The organism is Myroides odoratimimus, from assembly GCF_004337635.1.
Taxonomy (GTDB): domain Bacteria; phylum Bacteroidota; class Bacteroidia; order Flavobacteriales; family Flavobacteriaceae; genus Flavobacterium; species Flavobacterium odoratimimum.
This window is the reverse complement of record NZ_CP037427.1, coordinates 327359-343229: the sequence shown is the minus strand read 5'-3', so window position 1 is coordinate 343229 and position 15871 is coordinate 327359. Positions and strand designations below refer to the sequence as shown.

Sequence of the window (15871 nt, the reverse complement as noted above, 5' to 3'; positions counted from 1 at the left end):
AGAGTTGTTAAATGGAATCTGATTACGTAAAAACGAGTTGATAAACAAACATTGTTTATCTTTGTTTATACACAAAATGAGAGACTATGAGTACCCTAAATTTAGAGCAAGAATTAAAAGCTAAAAAGATTAATCCTACTGCAATGCGTTTATTGGTTCTAAAATTCTTGAAGCAACAAAAAGGTGCAGTATCACTTGCTGATATAGAGGCAAGCTTTGAACAATCTGATCGAGTGACATTATATAGAACCGTAAAGACTTTTGAGAGCAAAGGATTGCTTCATAGTATTACGACTAATAATATTACTCATTATGCGCTATGTGCTCAGGGGTGTGATGAAAAGAATCATCACGATACTCATCTACATTTCGTGTGTAATAATTGTAAAAAGACAATCTGTTTAACACAAGTGTCTATCCCTAAAATAGAAGTACCAGCTGGTTTTCAGCTAGATGATATAGACGTAGTAGCTAAAGGGGTGTGTAAGGAGTGCAAGCCCTAAAATCGACGATATCGATACTTAGAGATGATGTGGGTAAGAATGGTAACAGCGTGAATTCTAGAGTTCTCAATAAACCAAGTGTGCGTGTTTAAACCACCGCATACTACACCTGCTAAATATAAGTTCGTCACATTTGTTTCCATAGTTTCTGTATTGTAAGTAGGAGTCTGATTAGCATCATTAGATATTGTAACTCCTAATTGTTTTAAAAAGGCAAAGTTAGGACGATATCCTGTAAGTGCAAGGACAAAGTCGTTTTTTATTGTTAGTTCTTCGTTATTTGTGTTGATTATAACTGTATTATCAGTTATTTCTTTGATGTTACTGTTAAATAGGGCAGTGATACTTCCTTCTTTAATTCTATTTTCAATATCCGGTTTTACCCAATATTTTACATGAGAACTAATTTCTTTATCTCTTACAACCATAGTGACATTTGCTCCTTTGCGATAGCATTCTAAGGCTGCATCTACAGAAGAATTACTAGCTCCAACTACCACTACATCCATACCTGCATAATAATGAGGATCTGTGTAGTAATGAGAAACTTTAGGCAATTGCTCTCCTGGAATGTTTAATGGATTAGGAATATCATAAAAACCAGTCGCTACGATAATGTCCTTAGCTGTATAGTTATCTTTAGAAGTTTTAACGTCGAATAAACCTTCTGAGTTTTTAGTCGCTTCTAAGACAGTTTCGAATAAGTTTATTGTTAGCTCATTTGTTGTTACTACTCTACGGTAGTATTCTAACGCCTCACTTCTACGAGGCTTGTTCTCTTTACTAATAAAGGGAATCTTGTCTAGCTCTAATAGTTCTGAAGAGGAGAAGAACTGCATATTGACAGGATAGTGATATAAAGAATTAACTAGACATCCTTTCTCTATGATTAGATAAGAAAGTCCGTTCTTCTTAGCTTCTAGTCCACAGGCTATACCTATAGGGCCACCTCCTATAATTATAATGTCAAAATGCTTCATTGTATCTATTTTCTATTCGCAAAACTCAAAGTTACGGCTTTATTCTTGTTCCTCTTTTAGAAAGTGGGTAAAAAAAATAAGAGCTACTCGTTAGAGTAGCCCTTACAGGATATATTGTGAATGAAATTATTCAGCTACTTTATCAGCTACTAAATGAATTCCTATTTCCATATCTTGACTAATAGCCCAGTCAGCAGGGTTAAGAGCAGCACCTGAATCTTTATCAGTAGTACCGAATACTAATCCCCATTCTGTACGGTCAGCTACGAATGCAGCATCCATAACAGCTTTACCATTCTCTACAGTTACCTTAGCAGGGAAAGTGATGTTTACAGTTTTTCCTAAGATAGTTAAGTTTCCACTTACTACTTTATTAGCTCCTTCTATTTTACTAGTGTGTTTAGCAGCGTCGAAATCTTCTACATTAGTGATTTTGAAATCAACAGTCGAATTAGCTTCTACGTTAAAGAAGTCAGCACTTTTTAAGTGACCTTCTAATTTAGCGATATCTTCATCAGCACTTACAGAAGCACGATCAACTTTGATAGAGTTCATATCGATAGTATAAGAACCTGCGTTTAACCCATTTGCATCGATAGCGATATCACCAGCTTTTAAAGTTAAAGTACCATAACGAGGGTTAACTCCTCCTTTGTGACCTACTTTCCAAGTTACATTACTCTCAGTCAAGTTTACTGAATATTTGTCTCCTTGTTCTACAGCTACTTCTTGTTCTGTTGTAGTTGTTGCTTTATCTGCATTTTTGTTTCCACAAGATGCAAGAGTTAACGTAGCGATTACAGCTAACGATAATACAATTTTTTTCATTTTATATGCTAATTTGTTGATACAAATATACATGCTTAAATAAGAATAAACAATCAGTCAGAAAAAAATGACTACTAATTTTGAGCTAAAAAGCTTTAAAAGTGTCATATTTAACATTTTTTGTGCTTTTTATTTGGGTTTATTGATGAAATTAAATGACAATGTTTTCTTTTACAAGAGTAGAGTACAAACTACTTTAGAATAGAGTAATAAAAAATGGGATGTTTTAATTAAACACCCCATTTAAAGATTTGCATTAAAAATATATTACTATTCAGCAATTAATTTACCTTGCATTAAAGCGAAGTGAGCAGGGAATGTACATAAGAAGTCATAAGTACCTGCTTCAGTAATTGTGAATTCAATAGTATCAGATTGTCCACCTCCTAAAGTTTTAGTATGTGCTACTACATTTTCTAAACCACTTGGATGAATATAGTCAGTTTCTGTTGCTTGAGCAGCTTCAGTAGCAAAAGCAGTCATGTCTGTACCTGGTTTTAATAATACCCAGTTATGCCCCATAATTGCTTTATCCATTTTACCAGTATGTTTTAAAGTCAATGTAACTTTCTCTCCTACAGGAACACGAATTTCAGTTTGGTCAAATTTCATTTGATCATCTGCATTTAACGTGATTTGTACACCTGTTACTTCTTCTGGTGCTGCTGTTGTTTCAGCAGGCGTTTCAGTTGGAGTAGTTGTTGTATCTGCTTTTTTCTCACCGCATGAGAATAACATAGTACTTGTTGCTAAAACAGCTAGAGCTAAGTTTAATTTTTTCATAATTATTTTATATAATATTATTTATTTGTTAAGCGCTTTTAAGCGCTCATTTTGAGTACTATAAAGGTACGATAAATAACATTATTGCTCACTTTTTAATGTTTAAACTTTGTTAAAAGTATTACTGTTCTTTAAAAGAAGCTAAAGTGTTTAAGAAATTGTCTTTTTGTGCTTCTTTATTCTGTCCTGTTGTCCATGTAATGTATTGATAGTTAGCTTTTTTACCATCTAATATTACTTGTACCATATACATCATATCTTTATCTTGAGACATCATTATTTCATATTTCTTTCCTGGGATTCCATTTATTCGGACATCCTCTTGTACTATTATCTCATAGTTCTCTCTTTTGTTATAGCTAGCAAGAGATTGTTTAACATATTCTTCGAAGTTTGCCGTCTTATTTTTGTCTTGATGTGTAGTGACTAAGTACATCTGTTTAAACGTATTTCCATATTGAATATCAGCATCAGGATACAATTCTTGCATAGGGGCAAATGTACCAGGTACTTCTATTGTATACAGATCTAAGACTTTGACATCTTGTGTTGGTGCTACTTTTTGGTTACAGCTGATTAGTGTAAAGAATGTAGCGGCTAGTAATGCGATTTTTGTTTTCATAGTCAAAATAAATAGGATTAATTAGATTTTTAAAGTTACTAAAAACTATTCGGAGCAGATGTTATTTTATGGTTATTTTTTAAGTTTCAGTTTTTGGGCTACTCATAATTGTTTACCTTAGAAGGGTATTAACTTAAATAAAAACAATATGGCAAAATCAGTTTTAATGTTAGCAGGTGACTTCGTAGAAGATTATGAAGTAATGGTTCCTTATCAAGCGCTATTATCAATTGGAGTACAAGTAGATGTGGTATGTCCTGGAAAGAAGAAGAATGAAGTGATTGCAACTGCTGTACACGACTTTGTAGGGTATCAAACTTATGCAGAACTAAGAGGACATAATTTTGTAATCAATAAGTCATTTGATGAAGTGAATGTAGCAGATTATAATGGACTGTATATCTGTGGAGGGCGTTCTTCAGAATATATCCGTCTAAATAGTAAGGTAATTGACTTTGTGAAGTACTTCTTTGAAAAGAATTTACCAGTAGCGGCTATCTGTCACGGTATTCAGGTATTAACTCCAGCAGGTGTATTAAATGGAAGAACACTGACTGCTTATCCAGCAGTAGGACCAGATATCACTTTAGCGGGTGGTCATTATAAAGAAGTAGGAGTAGATAAAGCTGTGGTAGACGGTAATTTAGTTACTTCTCCTGCATGGCCTGGACACCCTGATATCCTTAGAGAATTCTATAAAATGTTAGGTGTAGTGATAGGATAAGCTTGTCATTATAACTCATAGTTTGCGATGTTCTATAATAAGATTTGCTAAAACATTTCTTATTTTAGCATCGCAAATTTTTTTTAAATATGATTTCAGAAGCACAATTTCAAGCAGAATTAGATATAATTATTAAGAACGCTATACGTGAAGATGTAGGAGATGGAGACCATAGCTCATTAGCTTGTATTCCTTCTACAGCTACAGGTAAGGCAAAATTACTAGTAAAAGAAGCAGGGTATATAGCAGGAGTAGAGTTTGCCCAACAAGTATTGAACTATGTAGACCCTACTCTAGAAGTAGAAGTGTGCATTCAGGATGGAGCTAAAGTAGAAGTAGGAGATATAGTCTTATATATATCGGGGTCTTCTCAGTCTATTCTAAAGGCTGAGCGACTAATGCTTAATGCCATGCAACGCATGAGTGCTATCGCTACGAAGACTCGTGTATTCGTAAACTTATTAGAAGGTACGGGTACTAAGATATTAGATACACGTAAGACTACACCAGGTATACGTGCGATAGAGAAGTGGGCAGTAAAGATAGCTGGAGGAGAGAACCACCGTTTTGCTCTTTATGATATGATTATGTTGAAAGATAATCATATTGACTTCGCTGGAGGTATCAAAGAAGCGATTGAAAAGACAAACCAATATTTAAAAGACAATAATAAAGAGCTAAAGATCATCGTAGAAGCTAGAAGCATCGATGAGGTGAAGCAAATCTTAGCTTGTGATAATGTTCACCGTATCTTGTTAGACAATTTTGACTATGCGATGACACGTGAGGCTGTTGCATTGATAGGTGATCAATGCCAAACAGAGTCTTCAGGTAATATCGATGAAAGTACAGTTAGAGAGTATGCATTATGTGGAGTTAACTATGTTTCCTCAGGAGCATTAACACACTCAGTGTACAATATGGACTTAAGCCTTAAAGCAGTATTGTAGTAAAAGAGAAGCATGGCAAAAACAATAAAGAAAATAGTATGTCCTCAGTGTGGGAGTAATCAGGTTGATGAGACTAAGAAAGACCACTATATCTGTAGAAGCTGTAATACACAGTTCTTTCTAGATAATGACGATATTACTATTAACCATAATTATAATACGGGTAAACTGAATAATGAACAAGGAGTGCAGATTGCTAAAAAAGCTATTATAGGCTTCTCTGCTGTTATCTTTATCTATTTCGCTTACCAGATCAGTAGATTCATATTTGCAGATTCTACACCACCTCCTGTTACTACTACAGAGTATAACACCACCCCACCTCCTAAGCGAGATGTGAGATATGTCAATGCTAGTTATTCAGAAACAGCCTTAATGATCGACCCAAAAGGGAAGAACACCATTGTTTTTACAGGATGGTTTAATGACATCTTTGCTGAGAAAGGTAAGGAAAATGAGGTGTACACCATCTTACTAGACGCGACTACAGGAGAAGAAATCAGTAGAACACTTCTAGAAGTAGACCTATCTATAAAAGGAGCAGGTACACATAGCAGTAAATTAGATTATTATAGAGGAGCTAATGACGAGCTATTCCTTATTGTGAATAGTTACTATTTATTCTTGTATAACCCTTCTCAGAAAGTTTTTGAGAATGTGACAGAATCTTTCTTTGTTAAGTATCCTGAGTTTGCAGGAGGAGTAGCAGCGATAGAATCTAGAACTTTTGATCAATGTCTGACAGTTACGAATAATAAAGGAAAACAATATGCCTTATTTGCAGATATAGGTGTTGTATTACCTATAGATAAAATCTCTAATATATACGATAAGAAATTAACGGATCCAGTTAAGACTACATCCTATAAATTTACGCGTATAGGTTTTGATTTTCCAGAAGAAGAAATACAGTTGATACAATACGAACATTGGACTCAAAAAGGTTTTCCACAATACAATGTAAGTTTTAACTGGAGCAAAGATTACGGTAGATCAGGTATATTCACAGAGAAGTCTCCTTATAAGAAAGTTTTAGTGATGCCGTATACTAAATCTAAAGCGAAGATAGTTTCTATTAAAGACCTCACTCCTAATCATACTTATGTAGATGGAGCACGTGTACTAGTAGGAGACGCAGAGTCTGTTATCATTGCTATCAAGATGTCTGTATTGGAGAACGAGACTATAACACTGCAGAAGATAAGTGGGGTAGATGGTAGTGTGTTATGGACTAAGAAAACGGACTGGAAAGAGATCCGTAGTATTGATGTAGAAGGAGATTATATATTAGTAAGGTTAGACAGTACTAATATTGCTATAATAAATAAGGATGGAGAGATCAAGATGACTTCAGACCTTTATGAACTAAAGACAGTAGGAAAAGAGATATAACTATGGGATTATTCAATATTTTTAAGAAACAGCTAGCTTCTGTTATAGAATGGAAGGATCAACCACAAGATGTCGTATGGTATCAATTTCCGTCGCCAACAGATGAGATCAAGAATGCATCTAAGTTAATCGTAGCACCGAGTCAAGGATGCGTATTAGTATACGATGGAAAAGTACAAGATATACTCCTAGAAGAAGGAACCTTTAGTCTGAGTACAGCTAATCATCCTTTTATTACGACATTGATTAATATTCGTCAGAATTTTGAAAGTGAGCATAAGTTAAAAGTGTTCTTCTTTAGACAATCTCAGATTATTAATCAGTCTTGGGGTACTCCTAGTGCGATTAAGTATGTAGATAAGCATTATGATATTCCGATAGAACTAGGAGTGAATGGGACATTCTCGTTTAAGATACAGGATATTAACTTTCTTTATAGAGAGGTTATTAGCAATGCGAATGTATATACAGCGATGGACTTAAAAGATATCCTTATTCAACGCATTCCTCAGGCTATCACTACTTATCTATCAGGAGCCTCATTTGGCTATACGGAGATAGATGCGCAGCTAGAAGTAATCTCTACCGAAATCAAGAATAAACTAAATGAAGAGTTTGCTGCTTTAGGACTTGCATTGACAGACTTTAAAGTACTAGGAACAGTATTCGATACCAAGACCCAACAGCGTATTGCCACTGTGTCTAATATAACTTCTGATGTAAAAGCAGCAGAAGCAGCAGGAATGACGTATGCAGAGTTAGAGAAGTTGAAAGCTCTGAGAGATGCTGCTCGTAATGAAGGTGGACTAGCAGGGGCAGGAGTGCAGATGGGAGCAGGACTAGAGTTAGGTAAGCAGCTGGGTATCGCTTCTAATCAAGTGTTGGAGCAGTCTGGAGATGATGGACTTCAAGTTTTAAAGAAATTAAATTTATTATTACAAGAAGGAATCATTACACAAGAAGATTACGATCAAAAAAAGAAAGAAATATTATCAAAACTATAGCGTATGAAGTATATTATCGGTTTTATAGTTTGTATCTTAGTATTAATAACAGCCTTATATGTTATTTTAGGTTTTTGGGGAATAGAGATGTTTGATTCAGAACATCTAGTCAATACCTATAAGACCATTGGAATAGTAATAGTAGTAGCCTTATTTTTGATTATGGTAGTGAGCTTTTTCTTTAAGCGTGATCATAAAGGTTATGATACGACTAAGGGGAATATAGCACATCCTAAAAAATAGCATGATAAAAAGAAAAGAGATTAAATGTCGCAGGAAATAGAAGAAAGATTAGACAGAATACCTGTCATACGTACAATAGTCCGGACTTTAAAATGTATTCGTTTTAAGGTGTTAGAAGGGTATTCTCTTTATGATTTAATAGAATTATATGTCTTAGGGATTATAAAAGGAGCATTCTCCTATAGGGCAGGATCTATCGCCTTCAGTTTCTTTATGGCGTTATTTCCGTTTGCACTTTTTATACTGAACTTGATTCCCTATATCCCGATAGACAATTTTCAGGTAGACTTTATGCAGTTTATCGAGAGTTCTGTCCCTCCGAATACCTTTGGTGCGATAGAGTCTATTCTGAGCGATATTATGAATAACAGTTATCGCTCGTTACTATCATCCGGATTCCTGCTATCTATATTTTTAATGACTAATGGAGTCTTTGCGATCATAGGAGGATTTGAGTCTTCGTATCACATTATTGTTTCTCGCAATCTGATTAGACAGTATCTTGTCGCATTAGTCTTATCTGTATGTCTAGCGATACTAGTCATTTTCTCTGTTGCATTCTTTGTGACACTAGAGGTTGTGATGTATAAGTTTAACCTAGATTCTATGTTGATACAGTGGTCTAGAAGTATATTCTTATTGTTAGTAGTACTGATGACTACTTCTATATTATACAAGTTCGGAGCTAAGCAGACTAAGCAAGTATCCTTCATCTCTATAGGGTCTGTATTTACCACTATTCTTTACATACTTACCTCTTATCTATTTGGGGTATATGTATTGAGATTTGCCCGATATAATGAGTTATATGGCTCTATTGGGACGTTATTAGTAGTGATGTTCTATTTGTGGATTAACTGTATGATTCTATTGTTAGGTTTTGAATTAAATTTAGCTATAAATAAATTAAAGTCAAAAAAATAGCTATATTTGGGTTATAACCTTAAAATTAAACGCTGAACTATGAGAAATTTTTTAACGACAATTGTGTTGGTGTTAGCTGTGTCTTTATCAGCACATGCACAAAGTATAGTAGGTAAGTGGAAGACGATAGATGATAGTACAGGAAAAGAGAAGTCTATTGTTGAAATTTACGAGAAAGACGGTAAATATTACGGACAGGTAAAGAAACTTTTAAACCCATCTAAACCTAACCCAAAATGTGATAACTGTGAAGGAGATGAGAAAGGAAAACCTATCGAAGGACTTGTTATCATTAAAGACTTACAGAAAAAAGGAAGTGAATATACAGGTGGTAAAATCACTGACCCAGAGAGTGGTAAACAGTATAAATGTACTGTAAAACTAAATGGTAAGGATAAGCTGGATGTGCGTGGATATATCGGATTATCGTTGATAGGAAGAACACAGACATGGAAAAAAGCAGATTAAAGATAAGTGAAGTATTTATAACCGTTGTTTTATAATACTGAGACAGATTATCTAAAATAATTTTAAAAGATATAAAGGTCATTAGCACGCGCTAATGACCTTTTCTTTTGGGTAGAAGTCTTGTGTGGTATATAATCGGAGAGAGAAGAGGGAGTGAAGCCTGTAATTATGGCTACCTAATAGTTATCAAGCAAATCCTTATTCATAGGTTCTATTTCTTCAACACCCCTACAATACTTCTTCAACATTGCTTCAACAAACAAGCCTTCTAGTAGAGCAATCTTGGGGTATTGTTGAAGAAGTGTTGAAGGAAATGCTATAACTGCTTATATACACTGCTGTTAGGAGCTGTTGGGCAATTAGGATAGAAATGTTTGTTTTTGATTTATGTTATTGATTAGTAGTGTTTTGTGTCGTTTTTAGGGAGTGAAAAAAGTGATGCTTTTTTTATGTGGTATTTAGGTGTTATACATCACAGATTAGAAACCTTCAACAACGCGAGTAGAGGTGTATCGCGTGCATCTACTAGAAGTAATGAGATGTTATATATTACAGAATATATAACCTTGCGATAAATAAGAGCGAATATAGTACTGATGGGATGAGATAAAAATAAAGCGATTATCTTTGTAATTATTGATTTCTAAAAAATAGTACTATTAGTATGAATTACTTTGTTGAGGTTATTGTTCCATTAGCTTTAGACCCTACGTTTACTTATGCTGTAAGTGAGGCAGAATACGAGTTTATCCAAGTAGGGATGCGCGTAGCTGTTCCTTTTGGTCGTTCTAAAGTATATACGGCTGTGGTAATCGAAAAACACAATAGAGTACCTCAGTATTATGAGGCAAAAGAAATCAATGAGATTATAGATCTGACTCCTGTTGTCACTGAGAAACAGATCAGCTTATGGAAGTGGATAGCAGACTACTATATGTGTACGATAGGGGATGTGTATAAGAGTGCTATGCCATCACAGTTACTTTTAGAAAGTGAGACACTTATACAGTATAATCCGGATAGTACTATTAAAGCAGAAGAATTAGATGATGCAGAATATTTAATATATGAGGCACTTCAAGTACAGTCTATTCTTAAAGTAGAAGAGATTATAGCAGTACTGAACCGAAAGAAGGTCTTCCCTGTGATTAACTCTCTTCTAGAAAAGAAGATGATATTCTTACAAGAAGAGATGGTGGAGAAGTATAAGCCGAAACAGATTAGATATGTCAAACTAGCGGAGCAATACTTGGCTGAGAATGGTTTGGCAGATTTGATGGAAGTAGTCTCTCGTGCTGAAAAGCAAAGAGAGATGATCTTAAAATATTTTCAATTGCAGGCTGTGCACAAAAAGCCGATTACAGTCAAACAGTTAGTAGAAGAATCAGAATCTACATCTGCAGTAGTTAAGGCACTTATTAATAAAGGCATATTTGAAGATTACTATTTAAACCAAGATCGTGTGATCTTCGGGGATGCAGTACAAGATATTATCGAGTTAAGTGATGAGCAGAGTAAAGCTCTTTGGGAGATCGGGCAGTCATTAGAAACGAAGGATGTCGTCTTACTACACGGTGTAACTGCGTCTGGTAAAACAGAAGTATATATCAAACTTATAGAGAAATACTTGGCAAATGAAGGACAGGTATTATTTCTATTGCCAGAGATAGGGCTTACAACACAATTAGTGATGAGGTTGACTAGCTATTTTGGAAACGAAGTAGCAGTGTATAACTCAAAGTATTCTCACAATGAACGATTAGAGGTCTGGGATCAGGTATTGAATAAGTCTGAAAAAGCAAAAGTGGTTATCGGTACAAGGTTATCTGTCTTCTTGCCTTTTCAGGATTTACAGTTGATAGTAGTAGATGAAGAACAAGAAGGAAACTATAAGCAACACGATCCAGCTCCTCGATATCACGGAAGGGATGCAGCTATCGTATTGGCAAAACAGCACAATGCTAAAGTAGTCTTAGGATCTGCAACACCGAGCTTAGAAACGTATTACAATGCTACACAAGGCAAGTATGGTTTAGTGGAATTAAAGAAGCGCTATACCAATGTAGTCTTGCCAGAGATTGTTTTAGTAGATGTAAAAGATAAATATAAACGAAAACAGATGACAGGGCATTTCTCAGATCAGTTGATCGATGAGATAAATATGGCGTTGTCGTTAGAAGAACAGGTTATTCTGTTTCAGAACCGAAGAGGTTTCTCTCCTGTCGTAGAGTGTATGACTTGTGGAGCTGTACCAGAATGTCCTCATTGTGATGTGAGTTTGACATATCACAAGTATAAAAATGAGTTGAGGTGTCACTATTGTGGTTTTACGCTACCGATGCCCAAACAGTGTTTTAGATGTCACAGTGTGGATCTGAATACAAAAGGATTTGGTACAGAGCAAGTAGAGGAAGAATTAAAAGAGTTGTTTCCGAATAAGCGTATTGCGCGTATGGATCAAGATACAACTAGAGGAAAGTATGGCTTTGAGAAATTAGTAGAGTCCTTTCAAGCGAGACAAATCGATATTCTAGTAGGAACGCAGATGTTGGCGAAGGGATTTGATTTTGACAATGTGAATTTGGTCGGAATAATGAATGCGGACAACAGTTTGTATCATCCTGACTTTAGAGCGCATGAGCGGGCATATCAGATGATGACACAGGTAGCAGGTAGGGCAGGGAGAAAGGATAAAAAGGGTAAAGTGATTATTCAGACATTTAATCCGTATCACAATATCATACAGCAAGTGACTCATTATGATTATATGGGAATGTATAAAGAGCAGATGTATGAGCGATATAACTTTAAGTATCCTCCTTTCTATAGATTAGTTAAGCTGACACTAAGACATAAAGAGTTCGAGAAGTTAAAAGAGGCTTCATTTTGGTTGTATAACAACCTGAAGGAGCAACTAGGTGTACCTGTTTTAGGACCAGAAGAGCCTGCGATTAATAGGATACGCAATCAATATATACGAGTGATTTTAATTAAAATTCCTCAGAATGTACCTCTGATAAAGACAAAAGAGAATGTTCGAAAAATATTGAAAAGTTTTGAAGCGATAGGACAGTATCGCTCTGTGAAAGTAGTCGCTAATGTAGATTTCTATTAGCGATTTTTTTAGAAGGTAAAAGAAGTGTTATAAAAAAGAAATAATAGTATGGAATTAAAAATTGTAGTATCACAAGATTCATTTAATAGTCAAGAGGCTTATGATATCGTTTATTCAAATATCACGTTTATTAACTTGGTAAGAGAAGAAGGAGGATTAATGGAAGAGACAGTTCACCCAGATGCAATCCTAAGTTATTATCTTGATTATTATTTAGCTCAATATAAGAATGGAAACTTCTCTCAGATTGTTTGGAATACTCAGGCTGATTATGAGTTTTTTGCTATTATAGCTGATGGGCTAGAGAAAATAGGAGCTACACAAAACTTAGCTCTTTTAAAGAAGCAACTTGAAGTTTTAAATAATATTGACGAAACTGTATTAGAGGCATTCTGTGAGTCGGATTACTTTGGTACGAATCCTACAAGAGATCTGTTGAAGAATGATGATTTCTATAATCTAGAAGAGGATATCGTAGAGTTAAATGCGAAGTGGTTGAGAAATCACCCTGATCTAGATGTATTATCTATAGAAGGAATGTATCAGAGAGCAGAGGCATTATTAGACAAGAAAATAGAAAGATAAATAAGAGGGAGTGAAAAAGCTTAGATTTACTGAAGTGTCTTAGATATGTCATAGTTATGTCATAAGGAATATTATACATCTGATGTAGTTTTGAATTGTTTAAAATATAATAAAGAAAGCTATGAATGTATTAAGTCAAAAATTGAAAGAACTAAGAGTGATAAAGGGGTTTTCTCAAGAAGAGTTAAGTGAAAGGTCAGGTATTAGTATTAGGACAATTCAACGAATCGAAAAAGGAGATAGTGAACCACGAGGAACGACTTTACAATTGTTATGTGGTGCTTTAGGGCAAGATATTAAAGATATTATTTCTGTTGAGAAGATAGAACTAATTGTAAGTAGAAAGTATTATTTGTCAATATTAGTAGGGCTTATTATTCCTTTGGGAAATGTTTTAGGTCCTTTTATAGTTTGTATTAGCAATAATAGAGAGGAGTTTAAGAAAGAAGGGAAGCATATTATTTATAATCAAATAGTTTATGCGTTGTTGTCGGCTTTTATCATTATTATCTGGACAATAGGGAAAATTAATCATGTAGCAGGAATCAACTATGTTTTAATGTTTTTTCTTTGTTTGTCATTTGCTAATTATGGGGTTAGTGTTTATGCTTTATATAAAATGAATAAAGAAACAAAGAGAATGTTTTATTATCCGTTTTTTAAAAAATAAGAAATTAGTTTTGGATAGTATGTATAAAGTTGTATTTTTGCACCCAATTTTGTAACAAATAAAATTTAGTATTTATGAATCATTATGAAACTGTTTTCATCTTGAATCCCGTTTTATCTGAAACTCAGATAAAGGAAACAGTAGTGAAATTCGAAGAATTTCTTACTTCTAGAGGAGCTGAGATGGTAGCTAAAGAGGACTGGGGCTTAAAAAAATTAGCTTATGAAATCCAACACAAGAAAAGTGGTTTTTATCACTTATTCCAATTCACAGCACCTGCTGATATCATCATCAACTTAGAGACTGAATTCAGACGTGACGAAAGAGTTATGCGTTTCTTAACTGTAGCTTTAGACAAACACGCTGTATCTTGGGCTGAGAGAAGAAGAGAGAAATTAAAATCTAAAAAAGCTTAATTGTTATGTCAAGTATAGAGCAATCTGCAAAAGGAAAAAAAGACGGAGATATCAGATATTTAACGCCTTTAAACATTGAAACAAACAAAACTAAAAAGTATTGTCGTTTCAAAAAATCAGGAATCAAATACATCGACTATAAAGATGCTGATTTCTTATTAAAATTCGTTAACGAGCAAGGTAAAATTTTACCACGTCGTTTAACAGGAACTTCTTTAAAATACCAAAGAAAAGTATCTGTAGCGATCAAAAGAGCACGTCACTTAGCTTTAATGCCATACGTAGCTGATTTATTAAAATAATAACAAATCATAAAGTTGTTGGTTTTCATTCGTGAAACCTAACTTCTTATAAAAAGGACATCAACAATGGAAATTATCTTAAAACAAGACGTTCAAAAGTTAGGATTTAAAGATGACGTAGTAACTGTTAAACCAGGATACGGACGTAACTATTTAATCCCTCAAGGGATGGCTGTATTAGCTACTCCATCTGCTAAAAAAGTATTAGCTGAGAACTTAAAACAAAGAGCGCACAAAGAAGCTAAATTAGTAGCTGATGCTAAAGTTATCGCTGAGGCGTTAAAAGCTTTAGAAATCAAGATTGCTGTTAAAGCTGGTGGTGAAAAATTATTCGGATCTGTAACTAATGCAGATATCGCTGAGGTTTTCGCTAAAAATGGTCAAGAAGTTGACAGAAAATACATCACTTCAGGAGTTATCAAACGTTTAGGTAAATATACTGCTAACGTTCGTTTACACCGTGATGTAATCGTTGAAGTTGATTACGAAGTAATCGCTGAGCAAGAATAGTCTTAAAAGATTATATATAGAAAAGGCCTTCCATTTGGAAGGCCTTTTTTTTGCTATATAATTTAGCTAAATTATGTAAGGGAGGTTGGTTGATTACTAGTGTTTTTTTGTATCTTGGAAGTGTATAAAACTAAGCTGTGAAAAATAGCTTAATACTTCATTTATAGGAAGTAAGTAGTCGATTTAGTAGTGTTTAAAAACAAAAGGTAGTTATGAATAGATTAGTGAGAGTTTTAGGTATAGTTGTTATTGGGGTGTCTTTATTTGCTTGTAAGGATGACAAAGATACTTCTGGTGCAGAAGGAGAGGTGAAAGAAACAGTGGTGACAGATGAAAGTACTAATGAAAATAAGGTAGAAGAAGAAGATACAACTACACCATGGCAGAACTTATACGAGCAAGAACCTGCTATTCTAAAGAGTACTGAAAAGATATTTAAGATCGACAATAAGAAAGCTGTTACGCTAATGGATGAGTCGAATAAGATATCTGTGAGTAAAGATGGGCTTGAGACAGTATTAGCTGCGTTAAAGACTACTGCGGCTAAAGACTATTTGGGTGAAGACTTCAATAAGGCTGTAATAGCTAATGGAGGTACGGGAGTAGTGGTGAGAGTAGATGTGTCTCCGAATGCAAAGAATGATGGTTCTAATAAAAGAGGAAATTACTATCAATTCACTATTTATGAGAATTATGAAGATAGAATAGTGACGGTGGGTACATTCATTTTTGATGTAAGAACGTTGTCATTTTATGAAATGGATATTGTGGAGGCAGATTATGTGCCGTTAAAGTATGCAGTGTCTATGAAGAAGTCTTTAGCAGAGATAGTACAGAATTAATTTATCACAT

The 15871-nt window shown here is 34.5% G+C and carries 19 protein-coding genes; 15 read left to right on the top strand and 4 right to left on the bottom strand.

Annotated features, from left to right (window positions below; genetic code table 11):
* Positions 1-86: 86 nt before the first annotated feature.
* A complete protein-coding gene (locus E0Z07_RS01615; RefSeq protein ID WP_006260252.1) occupies positions 87-503 on the top strand; it encodes a Fur family transcriptional regulator in 417 nt (138 codons plus the stop codon).
* Here the strand turns inward: E0Z07_RS01615 and E0Z07_RS01610 are convergent.
* The 4 genes from E0Z07_RS01610 to E0Z07_RS01595 form a co-directional block, all read right to left on the bottom strand.
* A complete protein-coding gene (locus E0Z07_RS01610) occupies positions 500-1483 on the bottom strand; it encodes a YpdA family putative bacillithiol disulfide reductase (protein ID WP_131540165.1) in 984 nt (327 codons plus the stop codon). The two genes, E0Z07_RS01615 and E0Z07_RS01610, sit on opposite strands and share 4 nt — an antisense overlap.
* 126 nt (positions 1484-1609) lie before the next feature.
* Complete coding sequence (locus E0Z07_RS01605; RefSeq protein ID WP_131540164.1) at positions 1610-2311, bottom strand: YceI family protein; 702 nt, start codon at positions 2309-2311, stop codon at positions 1610-1612.
* A gap of 270 nt (positions 2312-2581) precedes the next feature.
* Positions 2582-3094: an azurin gene (gene azu / locus E0Z07_RS01600; protein WP_006261976.1), complete on the bottom strand. Its 513-nt coding sequence runs from the start codon at positions 3092-3094 to the stop codon at positions 2582-2584.
* A gap of 121 nt (positions 3095-3215) precedes the next feature.
* On the bottom strand, positions 3216-3716 hold the full coding sequence (locus E0Z07_RS01595; RefSeq protein WP_131540163.1) for a hypothetical protein: 501 nt from the start codon (positions 3714-3716) through the stop codon (positions 3216-3218).
* 148 nt (positions 3717-3864) lie between these two features.
* Here E0Z07_RS01595 and E0Z07_RS01590 point away from each other — a divergent pair, with 148 nt between their 5' ends.
* From E0Z07_RS01590 to E0Z07_RS01525, 14 genes are all read left to right on the top strand, one after another.
* Complete coding sequence (locus E0Z07_RS01590; protein WP_006260246.1) at positions 3865-4440, top strand: DJ-1/PfpI family protein; 576 nt, start codon at positions 3865-3867, stop codon at positions 4438-4440.
* Between the two features lie 89 nt (positions 4441-4529).
* The gene (nadC, locus tag E0Z07_RS01585; RefSeq protein ID WP_006260245.1) at positions 4530-5390 is read left to right on the top strand and encodes a carboxylating nicotinate-nucleotide diphosphorylase; all 861 of its coding nucleotides are present in this window, start codon (positions 4530-4532) and stop codon (positions 5388-5390) included.
* Positions 5391-5402: 12 nt separating this feature from the next.
* Positions 5403-6782 (top strand): TFIIB-type zinc finger domain-containing protein, encoded by a 1380-nt coding sequence (locus E0Z07_RS01580; protein ID WP_131540162.1) that lies wholly within the window; start codon positions 5403-5405, stop codon positions 6780-6782.
* Positions 6783-6784: 2 nt separating this feature from the next.
* Positions 6785-7786, top strand: coding sequence for an SPFH domain-containing protein (locus tag E0Z07_RS01575; RefSeq protein WP_006260241.1), 1002 nt, complete (start codon positions 6785-6787; stop codon positions 7784-7786).
* A 3-nt stretch (positions 7787-7789) separates the two neighbouring features.
* A complete protein-coding gene (locus E0Z07_RS01570; protein WP_006267051.1) occupies positions 7790-8029 on the top strand; it encodes a hypothetical protein in 240 nt (79 codons plus the stop codon).
* 24 nt (positions 8030-8053) lie between these two features.
* A complete protein-coding gene (locus E0Z07_RS01565; RefSeq protein ID WP_006260239.1) occupies positions 8054-8953 on the top strand; it encodes a YihY/virulence factor BrkB family protein in 900 nt (299 codons plus the stop codon).
* A 39-nt stretch (positions 8954-8992) separates the two neighbouring features.
* Positions 8993-9421 carry a DUF2147 domain-containing protein gene (locus E0Z07_RS01560; protein WP_006267052.1) on the top strand — a complete coding sequence of 143 codons (429 nt, stop codon included), beginning with the start codon at positions 8993-8995 and terminating at the stop codon, positions 9419-9421.
* 664 nt (positions 9422-10085) lie between these two features.
* Positions 10086-12536 (top strand): replication restart helicase PriA, encoded by a 2451-nt coding sequence (gene priA / locus E0Z07_RS01555; RefSeq protein WP_006260237.1) that lies wholly within the window; start codon positions 10086-10088, stop codon positions 12534-12536.
* A 48-nt stretch (positions 12537-12584) separates the two neighbouring features.
* The gene (locus E0Z07_RS01550) at positions 12585-13121 is read left to right on the top strand and encodes a DMP19 family protein (RefSeq protein ID WP_006260236.1); all 537 of its coding nucleotides are present in this window, start codon (positions 12585-12587) and stop codon (positions 13119-13121) included.
* 121 nt (positions 13122-13242) lie between these two features.
* Complete coding sequence (locus E0Z07_RS01545; protein ID WP_006260235.1) at positions 13243-13791, top strand: helix-turn-helix domain-containing protein; 549 nt, start codon at positions 13243-13245, stop codon at positions 13789-13791.
* 74 nt (positions 13792-13865) lie between these two features.
* The gene (gene rpsF, locus E0Z07_RS01540; protein WP_006260234.1) at positions 13866-14207 is read left to right on the top strand and encodes a 30S ribosomal protein S6; all 342 of its coding nucleotides are present in this window, start codon (positions 13866-13868) and stop codon (positions 14205-14207) included.
* Positions 14208-14212: 5 nt separating this feature from the next.
* Complete coding sequence (gene rpsR, locus E0Z07_RS01535) at positions 14213-14509, top strand: 30S ribosomal protein S18 (RefSeq protein ID WP_006260233.1); 297 nt, start codon at positions 14213-14215, stop codon at positions 14507-14509.
* A 66-nt stretch (positions 14510-14575) separates the two neighbouring features.
* Positions 14576-15019, top strand: a complete 444-nt coding sequence (rplI, locus tag E0Z07_RS01530; protein ID WP_006260232.1) for a 50S ribosomal protein L9 — start codon at positions 14576-14578, stop codon at positions 15017-15019.
* A 212-nt stretch (positions 15020-15231) separates the two neighbouring features.
* Positions 15232-15861, top strand: coding sequence for a hypothetical protein (locus E0Z07_RS01525; RefSeq protein WP_006261969.1), 630 nt, complete (start codon positions 15232-15234; stop codon positions 15859-15861).
* The last annotated feature ends 10 nt before the right edge of the window (positions 15862-15871 follow it).